We start from the raw sequence: 24,012 nt of genomic DNA on the forward strand, positions 1-24,012 counted from the left end.
CGCTCGCTCCTTCCTCTTTCTTTCTATGCACTTATCATAAAAAAGAAATATGAACGGAATATGAACAAAAGATTACAGAGAGTAATATTTAATTTTCAGAAAGTATTGAAAATAATCAAAATCCTTGATACAATTCAGTCAAATAATCTTGACCGAGTAATTTCATTTAAGGAGTTGATCATTTTGAAGCCCATGTTCACACTTACTACTTATAGCCAACTAAAAGCAATGAGCGATCCACTACGTGTCGAAATGATGATGCGTCTATGCGAACGTCCTTATACAGGGCAACTACTATCTGAGAAATTCGGCATTCCAAGGGCTAAAATTCATTATCATTTAAAGGAATTAGAAAAGAATGGTTTTATAGAAATTGTATATACAGAGGAAAAGAATGGCATCGTTCAAAAGTTTTATCAATCTGTCGCTAGGGGCTTCACCCCTGCCGCAGACCTATTACCTCATTTAGAAATGGTAAGCGAATCTGGCCGCCAAATCTTTTTACAAATGTCAGAAAGAACGAAAAGCCATATTCTCGCTGCACCAGAAGAAGCTTTTACATTACGAAAAGAAAGCGAAGACCCTGCTGATTGGAATTATGTTTCATCTTGCTGGGAATTTGATGCTACGCCAGAACAATTTCAAGTATGGGTGAAAAAATTTCATGAATTGATGGCTGAATTAAATGAAATCGCCAAAGACGCGGATAAAGATCCAAATAGTAAATCTTATTATATTTCTACTACTGCACTTCAAATCGCTGAGAGAACAATCCAGCAATTTATTAAAAAAGAAGAAAAATCGTAATACGATTTTTTTTACATAAAGTGAAACTTTAATCAGTGGGGGTTTTCTTTATCCCCCACTGATTATTAGTTGAACCAATCGGACTTTAATGGGCAGCCCGACCCCCACCTAACTTCTTTGCTTTCGCTGCATTTTGAGGTGGGGGTCTTACTGCCCATTAAAGTCGGATAAACGGTCAAATTTATTTTACCGAATAAATTTCTTATAAAGGAGTAGATTAAATGGACATATTGAAAAACCGGAATTTCCTCTTATTATTTTTAGGAAGAATTTTTACAAACATAGGAGATAGTTTGTATTATGTAGCGGCGATGTGGCTCGTATACAAATTAAGTGGTAATCCTTTTTATTCTGGATTAGCTGGTTTTCTTACGTTATTACCTTCTGCACTTCAATTTCTTACCGGTCCATTCGTTGATAGATGGTCCATTAAAAACACCCTCGTCATCACACAAGTTTTGCAATGCATTCTTATATTAATCATTCCTATTACACACTACTTCGATCTATTAACAGTCCAACTACTACTCATCATCATGCCCATCGTAGCCTTTATCGAACAATTCGCCTATCCCGCACAATCGAAAGCTTTACCACTTCTACTGCATAAAACACAATTATTAAAAGGAAATTCACTCTTTTCATTTGCATATCAAGGCATTGATTTAATTTGCACGACGCTTTCTGGCATATTAGTAACACTATTTGGAGCAATCACTTTATATGTAATCGACTCTTTCACATTCGCGATTACTGCCCTTTTGTTCTTTTCATTAAAAATGCCAAAGCAAACCGAAACGGGCACCTCACTTTCAACGAAACAATATTTCTCTGATTTAAAAGAAGGGTTTTCAATCGTCTTCCGTTCATTAATGGGCGTTTTCTTAATTGGTTCCGTTGTTGCCAATTTTTCAATCGGTATGACGATGGCAATACTCCCTTCTTTCGCTGATTCTTTAGGCGGCGTGAAATCATATGGTTTCTTCTTAGCAGCTATATCCGCCGGCAGTTTAATTGGAGCACTATTCAGTTCATGGGTTGGCAAACGTAACGTTGGCCGCGTCTCCATTATTAGCTTTGCAACTGGCGCTATCTTTTGGTTTCTCTCTACAATTGTACCGTTTCAATGGCTGTCTATTTTCTTATTCGGCCTAGCTTGGATTCCGATTGGAGCCACGAACATATTATTTGCGACAATTAGTCAAATTGTAATTCCAAATCAATATATTGGACGCATCAACTCTGTCATGCGAAGTATGGGCACAATTGCGATGCCGTTCGGTTCTTTAATTGGCGGATACACCGCAAATGTATTGAGTAGCCAACTCATTTTCGCGCTCGCTAGCATCGGGATTTTCTTCATTTCTCTCGTATGGTTACTTCATCCGAAATTACGAGCATTGCCGAAAGCTGATGAAATTACAGCGGATACTTTCGGGGTGCAGTTTAAGGAAGAGCGCGGGAAAGGTGCGGCTTTATAACAGGAATGAGAGTACGTGAAATTTATATCAGCGATTTTTCAAATATATCAGCGCAACTCGAATTATATCGGCGATTTTCACAATATATCGGCGCAACTCGAATTATATCAGCGATTTTTCGATTATATCGACTTACCGACAAAAAACGACAAAAAGAAGAGGCCGTTTCCAAACAGCCTCTTCCATCTATTTAGGAAGTTCCACCCGAACGGTCGTCCCTTCCCCTTTCGTGCTATAAACTGAAACGTTTCCGTTATGCAGTTCCACAATCTTTTGCACGATCGATAATCCTAAACCGCTACCTTCTACATTTCTTGCCCTTGCTGTATCCACCTTGTAAAAACGATCAAAAATACGATCCATTTCTTCTTGTTCCATACCGATTCCGTTATCGGATATAGAGATTATAACGCTAGACTCTAACTCTTCGACAAAAAACTCAATGGTCCCACCATCGTTTGAAAACTTAATGCTATTCGTGAAAATGTTACTCCATACTTGATGAAGAAGGTTTTCGTCACCTTTTATGACGATATCCGGCACATCAAATTCAACGGCGATATCTTTTTCACGCCATTTCCATTCGAGCATAAAAATGACGTCTTTAATTTGCTTCTGCAAATTGAATTCTTTTATTTGTAACACTTTCTCTTCTTTATCTAATGAAGCGAGCGTAAGTAACTGTTTACATAAACTAGACATTCGCTTACTTTCACCTTCAATAATTTGTAAGTAATGATTTCTTTCTTCCACGCTCATCTTTTCTGTTTGCAACGTTTTCGAAAAACCTTGTATAGAAGAAAGCGGCGACTGGAATTCATGTGAAACGTTCGAAACAAATTCTTGTCTCATTTCATCTAATTCTTTTATACTTTTCGTCATCTTTTGGAAGCTTGTAGATAACGTTCCTATTTCATCTTTTCGTTTTACATCTAATTCGATTTCATATTCACCACTCGCAATTTTTTGCGTAGCCTTCGTAAATTTACGAATCGGACGAACGATGTAACCTGCTGCAATCGCTATAAAGATAATACTTAATAGTACGATAAACCCAAGTAATACCGCTAAGAAAATTCGCATTTCGCCAAATTGGTTCTGAATGTCAGGACGAATAAATAAAGCGTACTGTTTATCACCGTGTTTTACCGGGACACCAACACTATTTATTAATTCATTATCGAAAAAACCAGTAATAAATAGGCGAGTCGGATATGTAGAAACACCATTAAACGTTTCACCTTGCAATACTTTATGAACGGTATCATCACTAATAGACGTCTTACGAAACGCATTGCCGATACGCTTTCCATTCTTTTGATCATCGACAATATAAATTTCATACCCTAACTTCGCAATAGATTGTAAGTACGCCTCTTGATTTTCTTCGCTTTGCTTTTCATATAATGACTTAACTTCTTCCGCATACTTTAAAATCTTTTCACTGTTATATGGCTTTAACTTCACTTGATAATATACGTTTGTTAATAAAAAGCCGATAATACTACTAAGTAGCATAATACCGACTGTCATAAATACAAATCTAGAATATAGTGATTTCATCTTATTTCAGCTCCAACTTATAACCGAGTCCGCGCACTGTCGTAATTTGAAAATCATCCGTTCGTTTTGAGAAACGATCTCTTAGTCGCTTCACATGAACATCAACTGTCCGTTCATCCCCTTCAAAATCCATTCCCCATACTAGTTCAATTAACTCTTCTCTTGAAAATGTTCTCCCAGGATAACTAGCTAGTTGTGATAATAATTCAAATTCCTTTAATGGAAGTAAAATCGTCTGGCCGTTACACTTCACTTCAACACCTTTACGATCAATTGTCGTTCCATGGAGTGTAATTATGTCAGCGCTCAGCATTTGATAACGGCGTAATAAAGCTTTCATACGGAAAATGACTTCAGCTGGTTCAAATGGTTTTACGATATAATCGTCCGTACCAGAAATGAATCCTTTCTCTTTATCGACTAACTGATCCTTTGCTGTTAATAAAATAACAGGAATATCATGATACTTCCGAATTTCTTCACATAACGTATAGCCATCAACGAACGGCATCATAATGTCCACGATCGCAAGATGAATATTTTCCTTCTCTAGTACTTCTTGCGCTACCTTTCCGTCTTCCGCTTCAAAAACTGTAAACCCCTCTTTTTGTAAATGGTAATGCAATAATTCTCTAATATGCTTATCATCATCAGCTAATAAAATATGTATCATCTTCATTAAACCCTCTCTCGTTCATCCTTCTACATCACTACATTAAGAAACAATTGGTTTTTTTGCAAGAAAAAGAAAAGGATTCCTTAGAAGATACGTTTCTTATCATTGTGGTCAGCTGCTTTATTTTTCTTATAATTTGATGAAGTACTCTGGTGTACGAATAAGTGATTTATTACTTTTTTAGTAAGTGGCATAAATAAATTCAGTAATAGCCCACCTAAACAAACAGTTAATATAGTTCCAACACCAATTGGTCCATGTAAAATCGTTGCCATTATTAAGAATATAAGATAAATAAATGTTCTTGATATAAAGATATTCGTTCTCGTTAATTCTTGTATGATTAAAGTTAATCGGTCAATTGGAATGGGAGCAAAATTTGTCTGTAAATATATTGCAGTTCCTAATCCTGTAATAACTAATCCGATTCCAAAATAAATCATTTTACTGTGCCATATTTCAGGTGTAATTAGATTGCATAATAAAAATAGCCACACATCAATACCAATGCCCGTTATGAATGCTGTTAACAACCCTAGTACTTCTGGTCTTTGTCTTTTTAATATCGAATTACAACATATTAATAATAAAGCTATTATTATTTCCCAGCTTCCCACAGTAAGCCCCACATTTAAAGAAAGTCCTACTAAAAGTGCATCAAAAGGTGAAGTACCAAGATCTGATTGTATTGTGAAAGAAATACCAAGGGTTAATATTAAAATTCCTAATACATAAAAAACATACTTCATTTTAATCAGCCTCTTCATCGTCATTTTTGTTGCATTTACAATAAAAATATTTTATATTAAATGTAACTTCAAATTGTTGCATTTGCAATAAAAAAGAAAGATGAGGAGTTCATTATGAAAGAAATTCTTCGTGAAATTGGCATGATTGCAAGGGCATTAGATTCTATTAGTAATATAGAATTTAAAGAATATGAGCTTACAAAAGGTCAGTATTTGTACCTTGTGCGAATATGTGAAAACCCAGGAATCATTCAAGAAAAGCTATCTGAGATGATAAAAGTAGATCGTACAACCGCAGCCCGTGCCATCAAAAAGCTTGAAATCAATGGATTTATCGAAAAGAAAGAAGATGAATCTAACAAAAAAATCAAAAAACTTTTTCCAACAGAAAAAGGAAAAAACGTCTATCCTTTTATTAAAAGAGAAAATGATTATTCCAATACTGTTGCATTAGAAGGATTTTCGGAAACAGAAGCGGAAACTATTTCTAATCTTCTTCAAAGAGTAAGAAAAAATATAGAAAAAGATTGGGAATTTGTAAAAAAGGGACATAAGAGAAATTATTGATTATATAAAGGAGCTAACTATTCAAATGACTACACATATAGAAAAGTGCACCCTTAAAGATATACACAGACTTCAAGAAATTAGTTATGAAACATTTAATGAGACTTTTAAACATCAGAATTCACCCGAAAATATGCATCATTATTTGGAAAAGGCATTTAACTTAAAGCAATTAGAAAAAGAATTATCCAATATCTCTTCTCAATTCTTTTTTGTCTACTTCAACGATGCAATTGCTGGGTATCTGAAGATCAATACTGATGATGCTCAGTCTGAAGAAATGGGCGATGAATCACTTGAAATCGAGAGAATTTATATAAAGAGCTCCTTTCAAAAACATGGTCTTGGCAAATATCTACTAAATAACGCTATGGAAATTGCAATAGCAAATAATAAAAAGAATATTTGGCTAGGCGTATGGGAGAAAAATGAAAATGCTATTGCTTTTTATAAGAAGTTAGGTTTTGTACAAGCTGGCTCTCACTCCTTTTATATGGGAGATGACGAACAAGTTGACCTTATAATGATTAAAACACTCATATAACTTTTTTGAGAGGTGGGCTATTATGTATATTCCAAAATATTTTAAAGTCACAAATGTTGATGAAATTTGGGAGTTTGTTCAAAAAAACTCTTTTGGAACAATCGTCACAACCAAAAAAGAGAAACCAATCGCAACTCATTTACCTTTTGGGTTAACTAAACAAGGTGATGATTATTTTATTACTGGACATATGGCTTATGGGAACCCCCAGTGGAGAACATTTGAAACTTGTGAGGATGTTCTTGTAATGTTTCAGGGACCGCACTCTTATATCTCTTCTTCTTGGTATGAAAATGAAGAAGTTCCAACATGGAATTATCAAGCTGTCCATATATATGGTAAAGCAAGTATTTTAGATAAAGAGGAATTAATAGATGAATTAACAACAATGCTGAAAAAATATGAAGAGCATCGTGAAAATCCAGTATTATGGGATAAACTTTCCCCCACTCTCTTAGAAAATGAACTGAAAGGTATAATTGGATTTAAAATTAAGGTGGAAGACATTCAGGCTGCATATAAATTAAGCCAAAATCGAAATGAGACGGATTATATTAACATTATTGAGAAATTGTACGATGAAGAAAATCCAGATGCAAAACAAATGGCGGAACTCATGGGGAGTAGATTAAAAAATCACATATAATCCATTGTTATTCAACTCTCACATTTCAAAATTAAAGAACAGACTGGAACGTTCTATCGGCAGTTTTCTTTAAAATGTAAAAGTTCGAACTGAAAGTGAATGGTGTTTAATAAAAAAGAATCTATTTTGAAAACAGACGATTCAAAATAGATTCTCACGTTTTAGTATTAAGATTATTTTAATGAAAAGTAATTTTTAAGCCTTCGAAATATCAACGAATCCTTCTCCAAATACGTCACGAACATCATGTATAGCAATGAACGCAGCCGGATCTGTAGTTTGAACAATTCGCTTTAGCTTCACTACTTCTTGCTTATTAATAACAACATAAAGAATGTCCTTCGGCGTTTTCGTGTAATAACCATGACCTGAATACACAGTAACCCCTCTGCCCATTAAAGAAGTTACCTTCCCAGCAATTTCATCCGGTTTATCCGAAATAATCGTAATGGCCTTTTTTGGATTTAACCCTTCAATTACAAATTCCATTACTTTCGTTCCTACATATAACATAATAATTGTCAGCATCAGTTTTTCTGCACCAATGATGAAATAAGATGAAAACGCAACGATTAAATCGAAGAACAGTAGACCATAGCTAATGCTCCATCCTAAATATTTATGCGTCATCCGCGCTAAGATGGTAGTACCTGCTGTCGTTCCACCAACGCGAATGATAAGACCAATCCCGCACCCGATAAATATTCCACCGAAAATGGCATTTACGAGCATTTCATCAGAAGCAATCGTCCATCCTTCTGTTAAATGAAGGAATAGCGAGTTCGTAACTACAGCAATAATCGTATAAATTGTTGTAATCTTATTTAAAAATTTATAACCAACTATTAACAAAATCGCATTTAAAATTAAATTGACTAAACCTGGTGACCACTCAAATAAGTAGTACGTAATAATCGTGATCCCTGTTACCCCGCCTTCACCGAATTCATTCGGGATAACAAACAAATTGACACCTAAAGCAAAAAGGAATGCACCAATAATAATAAAAATAATGTCTGTCGTTCTTTTTTTCATATAGTACCTCACTTCTTATGCAAATATTTCTTCAGATATAAACTCTCACCATTATATCGTGGAATATTCAAATCGAACAGTAGTTTATTTTTATTTTCATATAGGATGATACATCAACTTTATTCTATATCTACATGAAATTTAAAAAGGGTAACAACTGTATTTATTATGTACTACAAGTAAAGTTTTGATTTCGTATGCTATTTACGCTGAAAAGTGAATAGGAACACTCTCAATCGCACAAACTTCGAATACAAAACAAATAGGCGAAGCTATAGGATAGGCTTCGCATCAAGCGTGTGCTCACAGAGGTTTATATTCATAAATTTACTTATCTTTCTCCATATACTCTTTAATCTTTCGTTCTTCCCACTCTTTTCCGAATATGCCAACTGGAAAAGTTGTCAAAGCGTGTATAACAATTCCGATTCCCCAACCTGCAAGTGGATATAAAAACCATAATTTACTTGAATCAGAACTTATATTTATGAAAAAAAGCATTAAGTTCACTAGTATATAGACCGTTAAATGAATGTAAAACGCTTTTAAATTCTCCACTCTTTTTTTAGCTCGTAAATAATTCTCATCTCGCTCCATATGTAAACACCTCTTTCATTATTGTATTTTTTAAATTCGCTCCGATTTAAACATCATATTCTAGTTAGGAATCCCTTATTCTCAAAAAATACAAAACAAAAAAGCACCTAGCAAATAGTCATGTGTATGACCATTTGCTAGGTACTGCATAATCCATTTATTATTTACAGGCGTCTAATTAAGACCAAATCCAAACATCATCATTATTTTCAACGTTGCTCTTTACCTCATGAACTTTTTCAATATGATCAACTGTGTTCCAATTAATAGAACTTCCACCCCAGCCTACATAATTCATATCAATTTTCACTTTCTCACTCGTATGAAATACTTGTCCCTTTGTTAAGAAAACATCAATAATAACTTTCTTCCCGTTTAGCGATGGATACTCAACTACAACATATTTAGTAGCACCGTCTGTTCCTACTTTTGATACTTCCCCAATTACATAATCAGGTGAGCCATCTTCTTTCATGTGCATACCTAACTTGTTTGTTGTATTTTCAATTGCAGTTGCAACCATATATTCTGTAAAATTACGCATCATAGATCCAGTAGCTTTTACTTCATCTCCTACTTTCACATTTGAAAATGAATCTATATATACACTAACAGGTTCTTCGTATTGCTTAGATTTTACAACAATTACACCATCATCTACTTCTACTACTCGTCCTTCTAACGTCGAGAGATTCGATTCAATAGAAGCTGCACTCGCTTTTGTTACTTCTAATCCTGGTACATTCGTTCCTGATAATGCTGCGATTCCTAAAGCACCTGCTAAAATTATTTTTTTCATACCCATTATGAAACATCTCCATTCATGATGATTTTATTTTTGATTGGATACGACTAACCTGTAACCATTATAGTTACAGGTTATAGAAAATAGCAACTCTCTTTCTTATGCAATGATGCATACTGTAATTTTTAAATATACAGCAAGAGGGCTTTAATTTAATTCAAAGCTAAAATAACCTTATGACCACGGTATAAAGAAATTAAGAACCACTTTCGGTCCTAAGGTTAACGAATAGCTTTATAAAAACTCAATCAAAATTTATTCAACTAGTTGAATAATGAACCATGTCGAATTTTATTTTCATAAAATTCAAATTTCAAGGAGGTTTTACAAAATATTACACAGAATTATTCGTATATCGTAATATATTTGGAATTTTTTTACGATTCGTTTCATTTTATCTACCACGTTTAGACAAAATGAAATAAAACAATAAAAAGGAGAGAGATAGATTGAAAAGAAAAATTAGTACAGCTGTTGTAGGGTTATCAGTGTTTAGCTTTGGTCTTTTTGGTGTAAATATTGGGGATGGCGGCGTTGTAAAAGCTGAGCACGGTGAAACTTTTTCTCCGAAATTAGAAAGCCATGCTGATTTCGCTGCTCCTAAACTAGAGACACATGCTGATTTAAGCTCGAAATTAGATTCACATGGCGACATTTGGGCTCCTTCTTATACAAATACTCATGGGGAAGGAATGGCTCCTAAAAAAGAGAGTCACGCTGACTTCTTTGCTCCTACGTTAGAAGCGCATGGTAATACTGGCGCTCCTGCTTTAAATGTTGGTGATACGCCGACTCCGAAACTTGAGAGCCATGCTGATACTCCTGCTCCGAAGCTTGAAGGACATGGCGATACTCCTGCTCCGAAGCTTGAAGGGCATGGCGATTTTCCTGCTCCTAAATTAGATGCTCATGGCGATACTCCTGCTCCGAAACTTGAAGGGCACGAACATTTTCCTGCGCCTAAACAAGAAGCTCACGGTGAGACTATTTAACACAAAAATCCTAGCTATTGTAGCTAGGATTTTTACCTTCTTACCCTATTCACACCTCATGCATACTTTCTCAACTTTTATTTTAGCATTGTACATGTGGCATCATCTTATTAAGATTCTATAGTCAATTGTGTCCTTTTCTTCATAAAAACACATGGACTGACAGGTTTTACCGACCTATATAATTCTGAATATTTTTTATCAATAATAAATTCCATATAATTACTTTTAATTGTGTTACCATTATAGTTACAATTATATAAAAAAATATACAAGGGGGCTAATATGAACATTTCATTGAAGGGACATACATATACAACAAAACATTTAGAAGCTTGGTACCATGCAATCTTAACGCAAAACGTTAAGGAAGCACAAATTCAGTTTCAAGAAGCTAAAAAAGAACATGAAGAAATGCTTTTGAAAGAAACAGAAACGATTCCACTTTATCAGTTATATTACGCATTACTGCAGTTCCGACATACAGCTCTGACAGATGGACTATCAATCACGAAAGATAGTTTTCAAATCATAGAAGACCAGGAAAAAACAGAAGATAAACACTTATCTTATCTATATTATTATTATAAAGCGATTCACTTAACAGCTATCAATAAATATCAGGAAGCAGACGAATATTTCTTAAAAGCACAGGCGCTTTTATCTGGACACAGCCAAATTGAACAAGCTGATTTCTATTACCGATTTGCAACTTATCATTACCATCAACAACAACCAAGTTTTGCCATTGTAAATGCTTCTAAAGCATTAGAAATTTTTGAAATGCAACACGGATGTGAAAGAAATATTTCTTCCTGTTTAAGTGTACTTGGTGCTTCTTATGCAGATGTTGGACATTTTGAACAAGCTGAGGAAAGTTATAACAAAGCGTTAGATATTCTTCAAAAATTAAATGAAGAATCCTTACAGCTTTTTGTTCGTGGTAATTTAGGACTACTATATGCAAGCCAGAATCTATCTGAAGAAGCAATTCGTCATCTGACACAAGTCATTGAAAAACTCCCTTCTCACTACAAAGCTATATTCTTACTTGCACAAGAACATGAAAAATTAGGACTTGTAGACAAAGCAAACCACTACATTAAAATAGGGAAACAACTTATTTCTGAACTCGATAATGAAGAGTATAAACATCACTTTGCTATATTAGAAGTTTTCACGAATCAAAATGAATTAGATCAAATTGAACCGATTGTTTTAAAAGGAATTGAATACTTCAATAGAGAATCCTTATATAGTTACGTTTCTGAATATCTTGAAAAACTAGCTCTTGCGTTTTATAACAAACAACAACATGAGAAAGCAAGTTTATACTTCTTTAATAGTACAGTAGCAAAAAAATCAAATGAAAGAGGGTTAAAGAAATGAAAAAAACAATTGGTAAAATCGCTATAGGTATTGCTTTTACGGGTATTGCTGCATTTGGCTTAAACGCAGGTTTCACAAATCAAGCTGGACATGCTCACTTCCCTTCTCCACCTGCTCCTTCTTTTTCTGAGGGACATACTGGCGGCGCTCCTGCATTAAACATCGGCGACACTGGTGGAGCTCCTAAACAAGAAGGGCATACACATTTCCCTGCTCCGAAAGTTAAATCTCATGGCAATACTGGTGGCGCCCCTGCTAATTCTGAGCATGGTACAGGTATTTAAGTTACCAAAATTGAAATTTATTTAGTTTTCAATTTCCATATCTATTCGGAAACCATTCAATATAGCACCTATTATGTATACGCATGATTTCTGTAATGATACGCTGTACCCCAGAGAAATCTCCAATACATATGTGGTTTTCAAGTCTAAAAAATACACCTATTAATTAGGTGTATTTTTATTTTACCTCTCTATTTAATAATTAAAGAATGACCCAAAAAAAATCCCAACAAAAAACGAAGAAACTACCTATACTTCGGTCACTTAAAGTACCATGAACGTTGCAATTTTTAGTGACACTCCGTATCCAACCTCCCTTTCCTCCCCTGCCTAAAGGCGATAGCTTTCTTGTTCAGAAAAAGCTGTAACCTCTCCATTCATGATGATTTTATTTTTCGGATTGAATACGACCAACTTATAATCATTACAGTTACAGATTGCAGAAAATAGCAACTTTCTTTCTCATACAATGTTGCATACTGTAATTTTCAAATGCAATTCAACACTAAGATTGAATTCTTGAATCCCAGCAGGTAAACGGATTGATGATGAAGAAACTAATGACATGCATCATATTTTTCAATGCTACGGTTTGTATAATCGTATTTCATTACATTATGTAGAGGCGGAATTCATATGTTAATAAAACCAAAGAGATTACAGCCAGGTGATATTGTAGCAACAGTAAGTCCTTCATGGGGAGGCGCGGGTGATTCTGAAATAAGATGGCGATATGAGCAAGGAGTAAAGAGATTAGAAGAAGTTTTCGGTCTTACGGTTGTTCCCATGCCGAATAGTTTAAAAGGTAGCGAATTCATTTATAACAACCCACAGGCTCGTGCGGAAGATTTAATGACAGCATTTCAAGATACGCGCGTGAAAGCAATTATTGCTAATATTGGCGGTCAAGATAGCATTCGCCTACTTCCCTATATAGATTTTAATGCAATACGTGAAAATCCGAAAATTTTTATGGGATACTCTGACGTTACCATTTCACATTTATTTTGTCATAAAGCAGGTCTTTCCTCTTTTTACGGTCCAGCAATTTTGACCGACTTTGCTGAAAATGTAGAGATGGATCCATATACGGTTGAAATGGTAAATCGAACTCTCTTTTCCAATGAAGTGATTGGCGAAATTCAACCAGCTCCTGAATGGACGAGTGAGCGTTTAGAATGGATCGAAATAAATAAGGATACAAGACGAACGATGCAGCAAAACAACGGGTATAAGTTACTTCAAGGCTCTACTACTGTACAAGGGCGTTTAATTGGTGGTTGCATTGAAGTACTAGAATTTGCAAAAGGAACGGAACTTTGGCCTGAGAAAAAACATTGGGAGGATAGTATTCTCTTCTTTGAAACTTCTGAAGATCATCCAGAACCAAGTTATATAAAGTATTGGTTACGAAATTATGCAGCGCAAGGCATTCTGCAAAAAGCAAAAGGTATCATTTTCGGTAAACCGAAAGATGAACAATACTATGAAGAATATAAAGATGAAATACTGAAAGTTATGAGAGAATATAACTTAGAAGATTTGCCGATTCTTTATAATTTAAATTTTGGCCATACTGAACCGAAGTTTATTTTACCTTACGGCGCAATGGCAGAAATTGATTGTGGAAATGGATCGTTCTCTATTTTAGAAAGTGGCGTGGAATGAATAAAATCACTCCTATGAGATATGAATGTGAACGGATACTTTTTAAAAGTATATAATTGGAGGGAGATTACGTGTATGGAAGTAACATTTACAGTAAGTAAATGGGATGAAAAACCAATTGATGATACAAAAAAGATTTCCCTATTAATATTGCCCATGTTGAATATGATATTGATGGGGAATTAAAAGGAAAAGCTTTTGTTGAATACTTATTATATTATTTAGACTCAAATATAAATGATGGTCACTTAGCTACTGCTAAAATTTCTGGTTTTTTACACTTTGAAGGAATTTATAAAGGGCAACAAGGAACATTTACAGCTATAGAGCAAGGTATATTTGATAAAGGAAATTTAGATTCCCCAGGAACAATTATTAAAGCTACCGGTAACTTAGAAAACCTACGAGGATTCTATAATTATCAGTTTACAGGTCAAACTAGTAAACTAATTTTAGAGTTTAAATTTTAGCAAAACATCCTATAAATTAGTGGAAAGGACATTTCTTGTAATACTAGGAATGTCCTTAACTCTTTTAAAATAAGAAAAACCGAAACTAAAATCATTTCGGTTTTTCAAACTAATGAAGTCTATCATTATTTTAAAGAATGTACAAATAACCCACTACGCAGTTTCGGTTCAAACCACGTTGATTTTGGCGGCATAACTTCTCCAGCGTCTGCGATTGCTAATAAAGATTCCATTGATGTCGGATATAATGAGAACGCCGCTTTATATGCACCGCTATTTACAAGGCGTTCTAGTTCTTCTAATCCGCGGATTCCTCCGACAAAGTCGATACGTGAATCAGATCGCGGATCATGTATTTCAAGTACTTGGCTTAATAAGTGATCTTGCAAAATAGATACATCTAAACCTTTCACAAGATCATTCGCATCAAACGTTTCCTCTTTCACTGTGAGCTTATACCACTTCTCATTTACATACATACCAAATGTTTTTGGCTCATTTGGTTTATACGGAGAAACAGATGCTTCTTCTACATAGAAGTATTGCTTGATTTGCTTTAAAAACTGTTCTTCTGATAATCCATTTAAATCTTTTACAACTCGGTTATAGTCCCAAATAGATAATTCATCATGAGGGAATAAAACTGATAGGAAGAAATTAAACTCTTCTTCTCCTGTGTAATTCGGATATTGTTCTCTTCGCATGAGCCCTACTTTTGCGGCTGACGCGGAGCGGTGGTGTCCGTCTGCAATGTACAAGTTAGGGATATCTTCAAATAAGTTTACTAAACTTGTAATTACTTCTTCATCAGCTATTTTCCAAGCAACATGCCTAACGCCGTCTTCTGCTGTAAATGTATAGATTGGCGCATGTTCTTCTTTCCAGCTTGCGATGAAACGTTTCACTTCTTCTTTTGTACGATACGTTAAAAAGATAGGACCTGTATTTGCGTCACATACATCTACGTGACGAATACGATCTAGTTCTTTTTCATGACGCGTTCTTTCATGTTTTTTAATTGTATCGTCTTCATACTCATCAATAGACGTACAAACGACAAGACCGGACTGCTTTCTACCTTGCATCGTCAGTTCATAAATATATAGTGCTGGCTCTTCGTCTTGAATGAACACTTCTTCTCGTATCAATCGATTTAAATTTTCACCCGCTTTTTCATATACGCGATCATCGTACGGTGAAAGCGCTGGGTCTAAATCAATTTCTGCTTTATCAACGTGTAAGAAAGAATACGGATTCCCTTTTACAACCTCTCTTGCCTCTTCACTATTTAAAACGTCATACGGTAAAGCTGCCACTTCCGCTGCTTTTTCTTCTACTGGACGAATGGCCCGAAACGGTCGGATTTTTGCCAAGTTCCTCTCTCCTTTACACAATCATTCGAACGGCTACAACACCTGTAATTTTGCTTATATTTTCCACAATGTTCTCTTTTATTATATCATCAATTCCGTTATCAATATCAATCATCGTGTACGCCCAAGAATGTTTACTACGATTAATCATATCCGCAATATTTATATGATGTTCTGCTAAACATCCTGTAATTTGTCCTACCATGTTCGGAACGTTTTGATGCATGATTGTAATACGTTTCTTTCCGATATACGGCAATTCTACGTTTGGATAGTTGACTGAGTTACGAATATTTCCTGTCTCTAAATATTCACGTAATTGACGCGCTGCCATGACTGCACAATTTTCTTCTGATTCAGACGTAGATGCACCAAGGTGAGGCGTCGCAGTTACATTTTTCATCTTTATCACATTTTCATTTGGGAAGTCCGTTACGTAATGTGCAATAACATCTTCTTCTAACGCTTTTTGAAGAACCTTTTCATCTACAAGTTCACCTCTAGAAAAATTGAATAGACGCATCCCTTTTTTCATCTTCTCTACAGCGTGTTCACCAATAATCCCCTTCGTTTGATTCGTAAGAGGAATATGCAGTGTAATATAATCACACGTTGCAAAAATTTCATCTAAACTAAATGCTCTTTGCACATGTGTAGAAAGGCGCCAAGCTGTTTCAACTGAAATGTAAGGGTCATATCCGACAACGTCCATCCCTAAAGCTAACGCATCGTTCGCAACTAAAGCACCTATTGCACCAAGCCCGATAACTCCTAGACGTTTTTCCGCAATTTCAGATCCAACAAATTGTTTTTTTCCTGATTCAACAAGCTGCGGTACTTCTTCACCTTCTAAATTTTTCGTCCAGCTTACTCCGTTAATAATGTTACGTGAAGACATAATAAGACTGGCGATAATAAGTTCCTTTACTGCATTAGCATTCGCCCCTGGCGTATTAAAGACTACAATCCCTTTTTCTGTACATCGCTCGACAGGAATATTATTTACACCAGCACCAGCTCTGGCAATCGCCTTTAAATCTTTTGAAAATTCTTCTTGATGTAAAGAATAGCTGCGAAGTAAAATACCGTCTGGGTGGTCCATTCTCTCCCCTACTTCATAGCGCTCTCCGCTAAGCACTTGCAAACCTTTTTCTGCAATTTGATTTAACGTTTGAACACGAAACATATCCCCATCTCCCTATCTATTCTCAAGCTCAAATTCCTTCATATAATTTACTAATTGCTGTACGCCGTGTGCTGGCATCGCATTGTAAATACTTGCGCGCATACCACCGACTGAACGATGTCCTTTTAGTGTAACAAGTCCTCGTTCTTTCGCTTTTTGTAAAAACTCACTGTTCAGCTCTTCTGACGGTGTTGTAAACGGAATGTTCATAAGTGATCGATACGTAGGATCAACTGGTGAAGTAAACAATTTTGATTCATCTAAGAAATTGTAAAGAAGTGAAGATTTTATTTTATTTTGTTCTTCAATCGCAGATACTCCACCTTGCTCTTTCAGCCACTCTAGTACAAGTTTCGTTACGTAAATACTAAAGGACGGCGGTGTATTATATAAGGAGTTATTTTTACTGTAAGTTTCATAGTTTAACATCGTAGGACAAGAGCGATCTGCTCCCCCAATTAAATCTCTTTTTATAATTGCAATCGTTAAGCCTGCTGGCCCTAAATTCTTTTGCGCTCCCGCATATATAAGACCAAACTTCGAAACATCATATCGTTCTGATAAAATATTTGAGGACATATCCGCAACGAGCGGTACTTTATCTACATGTGGAATGTCCACATACTTCGTTCCCTCAATTGTATTGTTCGTTGTAATATGTACATAATCTAGTTTTTCATCGCCTAGTAAACCATCCAGTTTAGGAATTGTAGTAAACTTCTCATTTTCAGAAGAAGCAATCACTTGCACTTCTCCTACTTTTTCAGCTTCTTGCATCGCCTTTTTAGACCATGAGCCAGTCAATATATATCCTGCTTTTTTATACGTATTCATTACATTCAGCGGTATCATAGAAAATTGTAATGACGCACCGCCTTGTAAAAACAATACTTCATACTCATCAGGAATGTTCATTAATTCACGAAGTAAGCTACTCGCTTCCTCTATAATACTTTGAAAATAAGAAGATCGATGACTCATTTCCATAATAGACATGCCTGTCCCGTTATAATTTACTAGCTCCTTTTGCACTTTCTCTAAAACTGGCAAAGGGAGTATTGATGGTCCTGCTGAAAAATTATACACTCTTTCCATCACCCGGATGACCTCCCTATTTCTCATTTTGGTATTTTTTAAACTTTCTGAATTATAACCCACAATACAAGACACGGTCAATTTGTTTTCTATTATTACGGCGTAAGACGCAATGGAATCGCTTGCAAGTGCCAATGTTTTTATAAACACATAAAAAAGTGTTAAGTACATAATCGTACTTAACACTCTAGTAATAAAGTATAATTGCTAATTGTCCGTAAAGAACCGATCAAAAATTTGATAAATTGCAGAAAGACCAATGAGCCAATAAATAGTGTCCACAAGCGCCGGCATAGAACCAAACCATTTCTCAACTACATTGTAATCTAACGCTACAAATAACCAATTCAAACCGCCAAGAATCACCAAAATTACTGTAAGGTAAGACAAAAATTTCATTATGATTGCCCCCTAGGTGATAAGATGGTGAAAGGCCTTTCACTAGAAATATATGTGCCAAACTTTAAAACTTACCTATTTTATAAAAATTATTTTCGGTACCAGCCGTTAATAACTGCCGCCGTTTCTTGACTATGTATTTGATACGCATGCGTACTATCATTAGAACCAATAAACCAAATTGAAAAACCTTTAAAATATGGCTTTGGTTCTAATACGTCACGGTAAGCGCGCCATCCGTTTAATTGTACGTTTTTTGAAAACACATTAGAAACATCTGGATTCCACGGATTTTGCAAGCCTAGTTCACGCGCTGGAACGTTAAATCCGCCAAAATAAACCGGTTTTCCTGTTGCTTTATGTAATTGTTCTAGTTGTTGAACAACATTTTGTCCACGGTTATACACTGTCGTCGCAAATAAACTTTGCTTCACTTCTTCGTATGATGGATTTCTTTTTTCCGAAACTTCAAACCAACTATCGATACTAACAATGTCTACCTTCTTTAAATACGGACGATTTATTTTCTCAACAAACTTCGCTTCATATGAAGGATCCCAGCTTGCTGTTAACCACCAATTCATTTGATACAAAACATTTCCTTTATACTGCTGGCGAACAAAATCAATTGTATCGCTCCAATATCCTTCTGCATATTCCATATTCACGAAATTAGAAGCAATCTTGAGCCCGTACACATTGTATTTACTTGTAATCGAGTTAAAGATGTCTTGCAAAATAACCGTTTTCCAATTCCAGAAGAAATCATTAATATTACTTGGATTCCATTCCGTTTCTCCAACATTTCCTTGCTGAATATATGGGAACGGTTCTACTATAACTTGAATATTACGCTTTAATAATTCTTGAATTAAAATAATAGCCTGTTGCTTTTGCGCTTGATTAATTACCATGTTCGTAGAAGTCACATTCGGAATATCTACCTGAATTGGTACATTTACTGTATTTAAATTTAAGCGCTCTACATCAGCTAACACTTTCGCTACATTTCCAACTTCCCATACCGTTACATTTCCTGATTTAATTTTTCCAGATTGAACAGTATTTACATCTGCCTGTACATTTCCTTGAAAACAAAAAGAAAACAGCATAATAAACACTCCTAAAAAACTTATTAAACTCTTATTTTTCTTCACAACTTTCCCCCTGTAATTTTTGGCTTTCTTGATTATTTTATACAACGTTTCATATATATTCCACAAAAAAACCAATAAATTTTTATTGATAAAAATGCTATTCATCCCTTATTCACATTTTATTCACAATAAGTTTCCAAAAATAGTAAGATAAATAAAAAAAGGAACGGGTTTCCGCTCCTTTTTTATCTTTTTACGATTATCAATCCATTTCCCTTTTAGGCTCTACCAACATAATGTGGGATTCCTTTTCAGTGAACGGTTTATGCTCAACGCCCCTCGGGACAATAAACATCTCGCCTTTAGAAATTTTCACCTGTCCATCACGAAAATCGATGAACATCTCCCCTTCAAGCACAATAAATAGCTTATCTGTATTAGGATGCTCATGCCATATAAAATCTCCATTAGCTTTAAAAAGCTGAATTTGATCGTCATTCATTTCACTAATCACTTGTGGATACCAATAATCGTTAATTTTAGATAACTCGTCATTTAGTTTAATAGGTTGGTAATGGATAATGATCCCTCCTCATTTTCAACTTCCGCTATATTACAGTAATCTAAGTAAAAAAGTCGTTATTACGCTTAAAAAGAAAATGCTCAGGCCAGAACTTTTCATTCAGATAGTACAAAGGAGTAATTTCAATGAAAGTACTTTCAATCTAATGTTTCCTTTAACTCTCCATAAGTATAGAACAGTGATTTTCAAATAAGAATGGACCTCTGTTGACATTAGTATGGATTATTGATGAACTTCTCGCGATATTTAGTAGGCGAAATGCCAACTCGCTTCTTGAAAACTCTACTAAAATAAAAAGGGTCTGCGATTCCAACAGCCTGCGCAATTTGTTGTACAGGTACACCACTTGTACATAACATTTTTTGAGCCATCTTTATACGATAGTTCAATAAATATTCTGCTGGCCCCATACCTGCATGCTTTCTAAACACGTAAGAAAGACGATTTCGATTAACATTATTTTGTTCTGTAAGCGTATTTATTGTAATATCTTTATAATAGTATTTATGAACGTAACTAGATATTCGTTCGAATAAAGTATGCGATTCATAGTTGTTTTCTCTATTGACAACACTTAATAAAGCTTCATTCAACGCTTCGCGAAACAGCATTTCAGTCTGAAACATCGAAATGCCTCCTCGCTGATTATACACATCCCAAAGACGCATAAGTAATTCGACAAGACGAGGAGATTGTCCTGTTAACAATTCAAAATGCTGATGAGTAAAGCCAGAGTCTTCTCGTTCTGAATTGCTTATCCGATATAAAACAAGAATATATTCCCAGTTTATTTCACCAAGCATTTTATGGGCTAATGTCATTTTTGCACCCCCATGTATAACTTTTCCTGGGGAAAGGATATACGGCGTACCATTAAATTGAAATTGCGTCTTCCCTGTAAGTGGAAATACAAATCCTGGGAAAGAATCTGTAGACTCAGCACAAGGCACACCTGGATTTTTAGCATAACGATATACTCCTTCTACTCGGAAAGGAGTATTGGCAAGATACTCTGCTAACTCATTCACGTCCAACTTCACAATGCAAGCCTCATTTCAATTATAGTTTTCTTGTAATTCGTGAGATTAATTGGTGTACATTCTGGGCAACGCTAAACTAAAAATAGTACATACGACTTAACAACATCTAGTTATTAACCTATAAATATATTGTTTTTCATTTATTGACAAAAATATCCTCCCTATATTATTGATAATGATTTTCATTGTAGTTTGATAAAAAAACATTTGTCAAGTTGAATGGCCTAGAAAAATGATGAAACAAGGGGTACAGAGGAACAGTTCTGTTGCAAATAATATCTGGTCTTTGTTAACTAATTTCCCTTAAAACTGAAATGATCATGTTAATAGTTGTAATGGCTTTATTAGTTACAGTACTTGCAGCATGTAGAAATAATCGTAATCCTGAAGAGGTTGCTACAGCGTATTTCGAAGATGGAAACAGCCTACTATCCAATTAAATGATAGTAGGCTGGCTGTTAAAATGATTTAAGAACTGGGTTATGTTCTAAATGATAAGATTTCATTATCAAAAAGATTATTACTAGTCCTCTCCACAAACAAAAACACTCTATCACTTCGGCTCCAAATTTAACACCTTCCCTTCTATCCCCTCCGTATTCAATGTGGTCGTATGATACGTGCCATTTACCCAATCATCTATTTGATCATGATACCAATCACTTCTAAAATGTCCTGATTGTCCTGGTCCTACAATATGATAACCGTTTGACATATCTTTCGTATCAATAACGAATCGCCAAGAAGCTCCGTGATTGACAATACCGTTATCTCCGTAACTCGCCGCTTGAACGGTAACTTGACTTCCGCCAATTGGAACTGGTTTCTCACGATTAAATGCTAGTAACGCTAACATACTAGATGATTTTGAGATTGGATGTGTAAAAGCAAGTTGATGGTAATCGCCCCACTTCCACTCTGTAACATCGGGTCCATATTCCTTCTGTAATTTCTTCATTACATTCTCGTACGATGTATGCACAACTTTTGTGAAGCCCCCGTATTTCTTAAACCAAGCGCTATTTTCTCCTGCTACTTCTTTTCGAATTAATTCATCCACAACTTGTGACTTCCCTTCAAATAACTCCATCACATCTTTCGGTATTTCTTTTGAAAATAACGTATTTGAAATCTCTTTCATTAACAAATGGAATAGTAACGGTGCCGCTTCATCTTTACTATCGTAAAAATTCCACTTCGTTAATTGTTTTACGCCCTCTTTCTCTACTTCATTTAAAGATGCTTTATTTAACTCTTTTAAAAATATAGGAGCAAACTCTTTCCCGTATAAATTTTTTTGATCCATCTGTAATTTTTCTAAATCTTTCACTGTATATTTTTCCTTCTCTTGTAAAAACTCTTGAATACGCATTTGCCTATATGGCTGCGCCCACGTATTACTAATATGATACGGATAATTATCATCTACAATTTTATTATTCGCAGTTGAAATAAACCCTTGTTTTGGATTGATTACTTTTGGAAGCTGATCATACGGAATATACCCTTCCCATTCATATTCATCTGTCCATCCTGGAACAGGTAAACTACCATCACCTTTTTTACGCACTGGTATATTTCCATTTGCTTTATAAGCAATTGTGCCGTCGTTTGATGCAAATACAAAGTTTTGAGTTGGGGTATGGAAATCTTGAAGAGCCGTTTCAAACTCATTCCAGTCTTTCGCCTTATTCATATTTAATACAGCCTTTAATTCAGCGGAAGGCTCCAAAGCAGTCCATTTCAAAGCGAATACGGTTTTCGTTTTCTTCTTCCCCTTATCCGCAAACTCTGAAATGACTGGACCATGCCTCGTAACGGTAACGTTATACGGTATTGTCTTTCCGCCTTTTACTTTAATAGATTTATCCACAACGGTAGCTTTTTCCCACTTATCGTTATACAGAAATTCATTTTCATTATTAGGATTTCTCTTCTCAATATATAAATCTTGCACATCAGGACCTGTATTCGTAACGCCCCATGCTATTTTGTCATTGTGTCCTAATATAACCCCGGGTACGCCAGCGAAAATAACGCCACTCACATGTAAATCTTTCATCTCAAGTTTCGATTGATACCAAATAGAAGGTGTCGCAAGTGATAAATGAGGATCATCCGCTAAAATTGGCTTACCAGACGCACTCTTCTCACCGCTTATAACCCAGTTATTACTACCATTAAACTCTGGTGGAATGATTGCTTTTGCAAAACTTTGTGCAACATTCACATTTGTATTCTCGAGTTCAGCTAGCAATCTAGGCGCATCTTTCGGATATGTAGGAAATAACTCATTTGCTTGCTCTTTCGGCAAATTTTTCAGCACCCAATATCGAAATGCCTGTCCATGCCAATGTCCACCTAAATCAAACGCCATATACTTTCCAATTGTTAACGTATCAACAATAGACCATTCAGCAGGTTCATAGCCTAATATAGTAAACTCGACCGGCAATTTCTTTTCCTCTTTTGCCTCGCGTATAAAAGCGTTCACCCCATCAGCAAATGACTGCAGAGCATCTTTCGCCTCCCCATCATATTGACTAACAGACGCTTCGGCTGCTCGCCGTAAACCGAGCGTTCGAAACAACTTATCTCGATCAACAGCTGCTTCCCCCACAACTTCACTTAACATCCCAGAAGCCTGCCTTCTACTTAAATCCATTTGAAATAATCAATCTTGCGCTTGTACATACCCTTGCGAAAAATATAAATCATGTGCATTTTCCGCTTTAATATGTGGTACTCCTTTACTATCTCGCTTTACCGTAACAGCACGTTGTAAATCCTCTAGTTTTATCGTTCCATCTATCTTTGGCACAGATTTCAGCGTATATATGTTTAAAAAATCGCTGTACAAATAACTAATAAAAGAACGGTACTACTAGACCAAATGAAAATTTTCTTACCCCTAGTTCGTTTCTTCTTTATAACAACTTCCATATAACCCCTCCTTTCTCAAACTA

22 protein-coding genes and 2 pseudogenes are annotated in these 24,012 nt (G+C 35.4%); 10 read left to right on the forward strand and 14 right to left on the reverse strand.

Features of this window, described 5'->3' with window-relative positions; all coding sequences use genetic code 11:
• Positions 1-183 precede the first annotated feature (183 nt).
• Together PDQ68_RS18520 and PDQ68_RS18525 are read left to right on the forward strand one after the other, a co-directional pair.
• Positions 184-807: an ArsR/SmtB family transcription factor gene (locus PDQ68_RS18520; RefSeq protein ID WP_061182973.1), complete on the forward strand. Its 624-nt coding sequence runs from the start codon at positions 184-186 to the stop codon at positions 805-807.
• A 221-nt stretch (positions 808-1,028) separates the two neighbouring features.
• Positions 1,029-2,288: an MFS transporter gene (locus tag PDQ68_RS18525; protein ID WP_061182974.1), complete on the forward strand. Its 1,260-nt coding sequence runs from the start codon at positions 1,029-1,031 to the stop codon at positions 2,286-2,288.
• Positions 2,289-2,474: 186 nt separating this feature from the next.
• Here the strand turns inward: PDQ68_RS18525 and PDQ68_RS18530 are convergent, their stop codons facing one another.
• The 3 genes from PDQ68_RS18530 to PDQ68_RS18540 form a co-directional block, all read right to left on the reverse strand.
• On the reverse strand, positions 2,475-3,851 hold the full coding sequence (locus tag PDQ68_RS18530) for a sensor histidine kinase (protein WP_061182976.1): 1,377 nt from the start codon (positions 3,849-3,851) through the stop codon (positions 2,475-2,477).
• Position 3,852: 1 nt separating this feature from the next.
• A complete protein-coding gene (locus PDQ68_RS18535) occupies positions 3,853-4,530 on the reverse strand; it encodes a response regulator transcription factor (RefSeq protein ID WP_000781974.1) in 678 nt (225 codons plus the stop codon).
• Between the two features lie 80 nt (positions 4,531-4,610).
• Positions 4,611-5,276, reverse strand: coding sequence for a YczE/YyaS/YitT family protein (locus PDQ68_RS18540; RefSeq protein WP_270786913.1), 666 nt, complete (start codon positions 5,274-5,276; stop codon positions 4,611-4,613).
• A 114-nt stretch (positions 5,277-5,390) separates the two neighbouring features.
• Here PDQ68_RS18540 and PDQ68_RS18545 point away from each other — a divergent pair, with 114 nt between their 5' ends.
• From PDQ68_RS18545 to paiB, 3 genes are read left to right on the forward strand one after another with little or no spacing between them, the layout of a single operon-like run.
• Positions 5,391-5,843, forward strand: a complete 453-nt coding sequence (locus PDQ68_RS18545) for a MarR family winged helix-turn-helix transcriptional regulator (RefSeq protein WP_016717991.1) — start codon at positions 5,391-5,393, stop codon at positions 5,841-5,843.
• Between the two features lie 25 nt (positions 5,844-5,868).
• The gene (gene paiA / locus PDQ68_RS18550; protein WP_061182978.1) at positions 5,869-6,387 is read left to right on the forward strand and encodes a spermidine/spermine N(1)-acetyltransferase; all 519 of its coding nucleotides are present in this window, start codon (positions 5,869-5,871) and stop codon (positions 6,385-6,387) included.
• A 22-nt stretch (positions 6,388-6,409) separates the two neighbouring features.
• The gene (gene paiB, locus PDQ68_RS18555; RefSeq protein WP_000275832.1) at positions 6,410-7,033 is read left to right on the forward strand and encodes a protease synthase/sporulation negative transcriptional regulator PaiB; all 624 of its coding nucleotides are present in this window, start codon (positions 6,410-6,412) and stop codon (positions 7,031-7,033) included.
• 195 nt (positions 7,034-7,228) lie between these two features.
• On the opposite strand, the gene PDQ68_RS18560 is transcribed toward paiB, so the two are convergent.
• The 3 genes from PDQ68_RS18560 to PDQ68_RS18570 all read right to left on the reverse strand — a co-directional run bounded on the left by PDQ68_RS18560 (position 7,229) and on the right by PDQ68_RS18570 (position 9,470).
• Entirely contained in the window at positions 7,229-8,068 is an 840-nt protein-coding gene (locus tag PDQ68_RS18560; RefSeq protein WP_000747495.1) for a YitT family protein, read from the reverse strand.
• Between the two features lie 327 nt (positions 8,069-8,395).
• Positions 8,396-8,665, reverse strand: coding sequence for a 2TM domain-containing protein (locus tag PDQ68_RS18565; protein ID WP_000438993.1), 270 nt, complete (start codon positions 8,663-8,665; stop codon positions 8,396-8,398).
• A 178-nt stretch (positions 8,666-8,843) separates the two neighbouring features.
• Entirely contained in the window at positions 8,844-9,470 is a 627-nt protein-coding gene (locus tag PDQ68_RS18570; RefSeq protein ID WP_061182958.1) for an ATP F0F1 synthase subunit alpha, read from the reverse strand.
• A gap of 449 nt (positions 9,471-9,919) precedes the next feature.
• Here PDQ68_RS18570 and PDQ68_RS18575 point away from each other — a divergent pair, with 449 nt between their 5' ends.
• From PDQ68_RS18575 to PDQ68_RS18595, 5 genes and pseudogenes are all read left to right on the forward strand, one after another.
• A complete protein-coding gene (locus PDQ68_RS18575) occupies positions 9,920-10,462 on the forward strand; it encodes a hypothetical protein (RefSeq protein WP_061182957.1) in 543 nt (180 codons plus the stop codon).
• A gap of 285 nt (positions 10,463-10,747) precedes the next feature.
• A complete protein-coding gene (locus PDQ68_RS18580; protein ID WP_061182956.1) occupies positions 10,748-11,851 on the forward strand; it encodes a tetratricopeptide repeat protein in 1,104 nt (367 codons plus the stop codon).
• Positions 11,848-12,135 carry a hypothetical protein gene (locus PDQ68_RS18585; RefSeq protein WP_016717998.1) on the forward strand — a complete coding sequence of 96 codons (288 nt, stop codon included), beginning with the start codon at positions 11,848-11,850 and terminating at the stop codon, positions 12,133-12,135. Before PDQ68_RS18580 ends, PDQ68_RS18585 begins: the two co-directional genes overlap by 4 nt.
• Positions 12,136-12,771: 636 nt before the next feature.
• Positions 12,772-13,803, forward strand: a complete 1,032-nt coding sequence (locus PDQ68_RS18590) for a S66 family peptidase (protein ID WP_061182955.1) — start codon at positions 12,772-12,774, stop codon at positions 13,801-13,803.
• A 75-nt stretch (positions 13,804-13,878) separates the two neighbouring features.
• Positions 13,879-14,273 (forward strand): annotated as a pseudogene (locus tag PDQ68_RS18595) (DUF3224 domain-containing protein).
• A 125-nt stretch (positions 14,274-14,398) separates the two neighbouring features.
• On the opposite strand, the gene PDQ68_RS18600 reads toward PDQ68_RS18595, so the two are convergent.
• The 8 genes and pseudogenes from PDQ68_RS18600 to PDQ68_RS18635 all read right to left on the reverse strand — a co-directional run bounded on the left by PDQ68_RS18600 (position 14,399) and on the right by PDQ68_RS18635 (position 23,989).
• Positions 14,399-15,646, reverse strand: coding sequence for a DUF1015 domain-containing protein (locus PDQ68_RS18600; protein ID WP_061182954.1), 1,248 nt, complete (start codon positions 15,644-15,646; stop codon positions 14,399-14,401).
• 13 nt (positions 15,647-15,659) lie between these two features.
• Complete coding sequence (locus PDQ68_RS18605) at positions 15,660-16,832, reverse strand: 3-phosphoglycerate dehydrogenase family protein (protein ID WP_061182953.1); 1,173 nt, start codon at positions 16,830-16,832, stop codon at positions 15,660-15,662.
• Positions 16,833-16,844: 12 nt separating this feature from the next.
• Positions 16,845-17,927 carry a 3-phosphoserine/phosphohydroxythreonine transaminase gene (serC, locus tag PDQ68_RS18610; protein WP_061130605.1) on the reverse strand — a complete coding sequence of 361 codons (1,083 nt, stop codon included), beginning with the start codon at positions 17,925-17,927 and terminating at the stop codon, positions 16,845-16,847.
• 207 nt (positions 17,928-18,134) lie between these two features.
• Positions 18,135-18,326, reverse strand: coding sequence for a DUF378 domain-containing protein (locus tag PDQ68_RS18615; RefSeq protein WP_000670803.1), 192 nt, complete (start codon positions 18,324-18,326; stop codon positions 18,135-18,137).
• An 89-nt stretch (positions 18,327-18,415) separates the two neighbouring features.
• A complete protein-coding gene (locus PDQ68_RS18620) occupies positions 18,416-19,483 on the reverse strand; it encodes a glycoside hydrolase family 113 (protein ID WP_048556815.1) in 1,068 nt (355 codons plus the stop codon).
• 202 nt (positions 19,484-19,685) lie between these two features.
• Positions 19,686-19,925, reverse strand: a complete 240-nt coding sequence (locus PDQ68_RS18625) for a cupin domain-containing protein (protein ID WP_000997182.1) — start codon at positions 19,923-19,925, stop codon at positions 19,686-19,688.
• A 293-nt stretch (positions 19,926-20,218) separates the two neighbouring features.
• Positions 20,219-21,046 carry a helix-turn-helix transcriptional regulator gene (locus tag PDQ68_RS18630; RefSeq protein ID WP_000762809.1) on the reverse strand — a complete coding sequence of 276 codons (828 nt, stop codon included), beginning with the start codon at positions 21,044-21,046 and terminating at the stop codon, positions 20,219-20,221.
• Between the two features lie 553 nt (positions 21,047-21,599).
• Positions 21,600-23,989: pseudogene (locus PDQ68_RS18635) on the reverse strand (penicillin acylase family protein).
• Positions 23,990-24,012: the final 23 nt, after the last annotated feature.

Source organism: Bacillus cereus group sp. Bc010, assembly GCF_027716745.1.
Lineage (GTDB): Bacteria > Bacillota > Bacilli > Bacillales > Bacillaceae_G > Bacillus_A > Bacillus_A pacificus.

Bases quoted from the DNA above. Each gene is read 5' to 3' on its own strand.
- PDQ68_RS18525 (WP_061182974.1), top strand. From the start codon at position 1,029: ATGGACATATTGAAAAACCGGAATTTCCTCTTATTATTTTTAGGAAGA.
- PDQ68_RS18530 (WP_061182976.1), bottom strand. From the start codon at position 3,851: ATGAAATCACTATATTCTAGATTTGTATTTATGACAGTCGGTATTATG.
- PDQ68_RS18535 (WP_000781974.1), bottom strand. From the start codon at position 4,530: ATGAAGATGATACATATTTTATTAGCTGATGATGATAAGCATATTAGA.
- PDQ68_RS18540 (WP_270786913.1), bottom strand. From the start codon at position 5,276: ATGAAGTATGTTTTTTATGTATTAGGAATTTTAATATTAACCCTTGGT.
- PDQ68_RS18545 (WP_016717991.1), top strand. From the start codon at position 5,391: ATGAAAGAAATTCTTCGTGAAATTGGCATGATTGCAAGGGCATTAGAT.
- paiA (WP_061182978.1), top strand. From the start codon at position 5,869: ATGACTACACATATAGAAAAGTGCACCCTTAAAGATATACACAGACTT.
- paiB (WP_000275832.1), top strand. From the start codon at position 6,410: ATGTATATTCCAAAATATTTTAAAGTCACAAATGTTGATGAAATTTGG.
- PDQ68_RS18560 (WP_000747495.1), bottom strand. From the start codon at position 8,068: ATGAAAAAAAGAACGACAGACATTATTTTTATTATTATTGGTGCATTC.
- PDQ68_RS18565 (WP_000438993.1), bottom strand. From the start codon at position 8,665: ATGGAGCGAGATGAGAATTATTTACGAGCTAAAAAAAGAGTGGAGAAT.
- PDQ68_RS18570 (WP_061182958.1), bottom strand. From the start codon at position 9,470: ATGGGTATGAAAAAAATAATTTTAGCAGGTGCTTTAGGAATCGCAGCA.
- PDQ68_RS18580 (WP_061182956.1), top strand. From the start codon at position 10,748: ATGAACATTTCATTGAAGGGACATACATATACAACAAAACATTTAGAA.
- PDQ68_RS18585 (WP_016717998.1), top strand. From the start codon at position 11,848: ATGAAAAAAACAATTGGTAAAATCGCTATAGGTATTGCTTTTACGGGT.
- PDQ68_RS18590 (WP_061182955.1), top strand. From the start codon at position 12,772: ATGTTAATAAAACCAAAGAGATTACAGCCAGGTGATATTGTAGCAACA.
- PDQ68_RS18605 (WP_061182953.1), bottom strand. From the start codon at position 16,832: ATGTTTCGTGTTCAAACGTTAAATCAAATTGCAGAAAAAGGTTTGCAA.
- serC (WP_061130605.1), bottom strand. From the start codon at position 17,927: ATGGAAAGAGTGTATAATTTTTCAGCAGGACCATCAATACTCCCTTTG.
- PDQ68_RS18615 (WP_000670803.1), bottom strand. From the start codon at position 18,326: ATGAAATTTTTGTCTTACCTTACAGTAATTTTGGTGATTCTTGGCGGT.
- PDQ68_RS18625 (WP_000997182.1), bottom strand. From the start codon at position 19,925: ATGAATGACGATCAAATTCAGCTTTTTAAAGCTAATGGAGATTTTATA.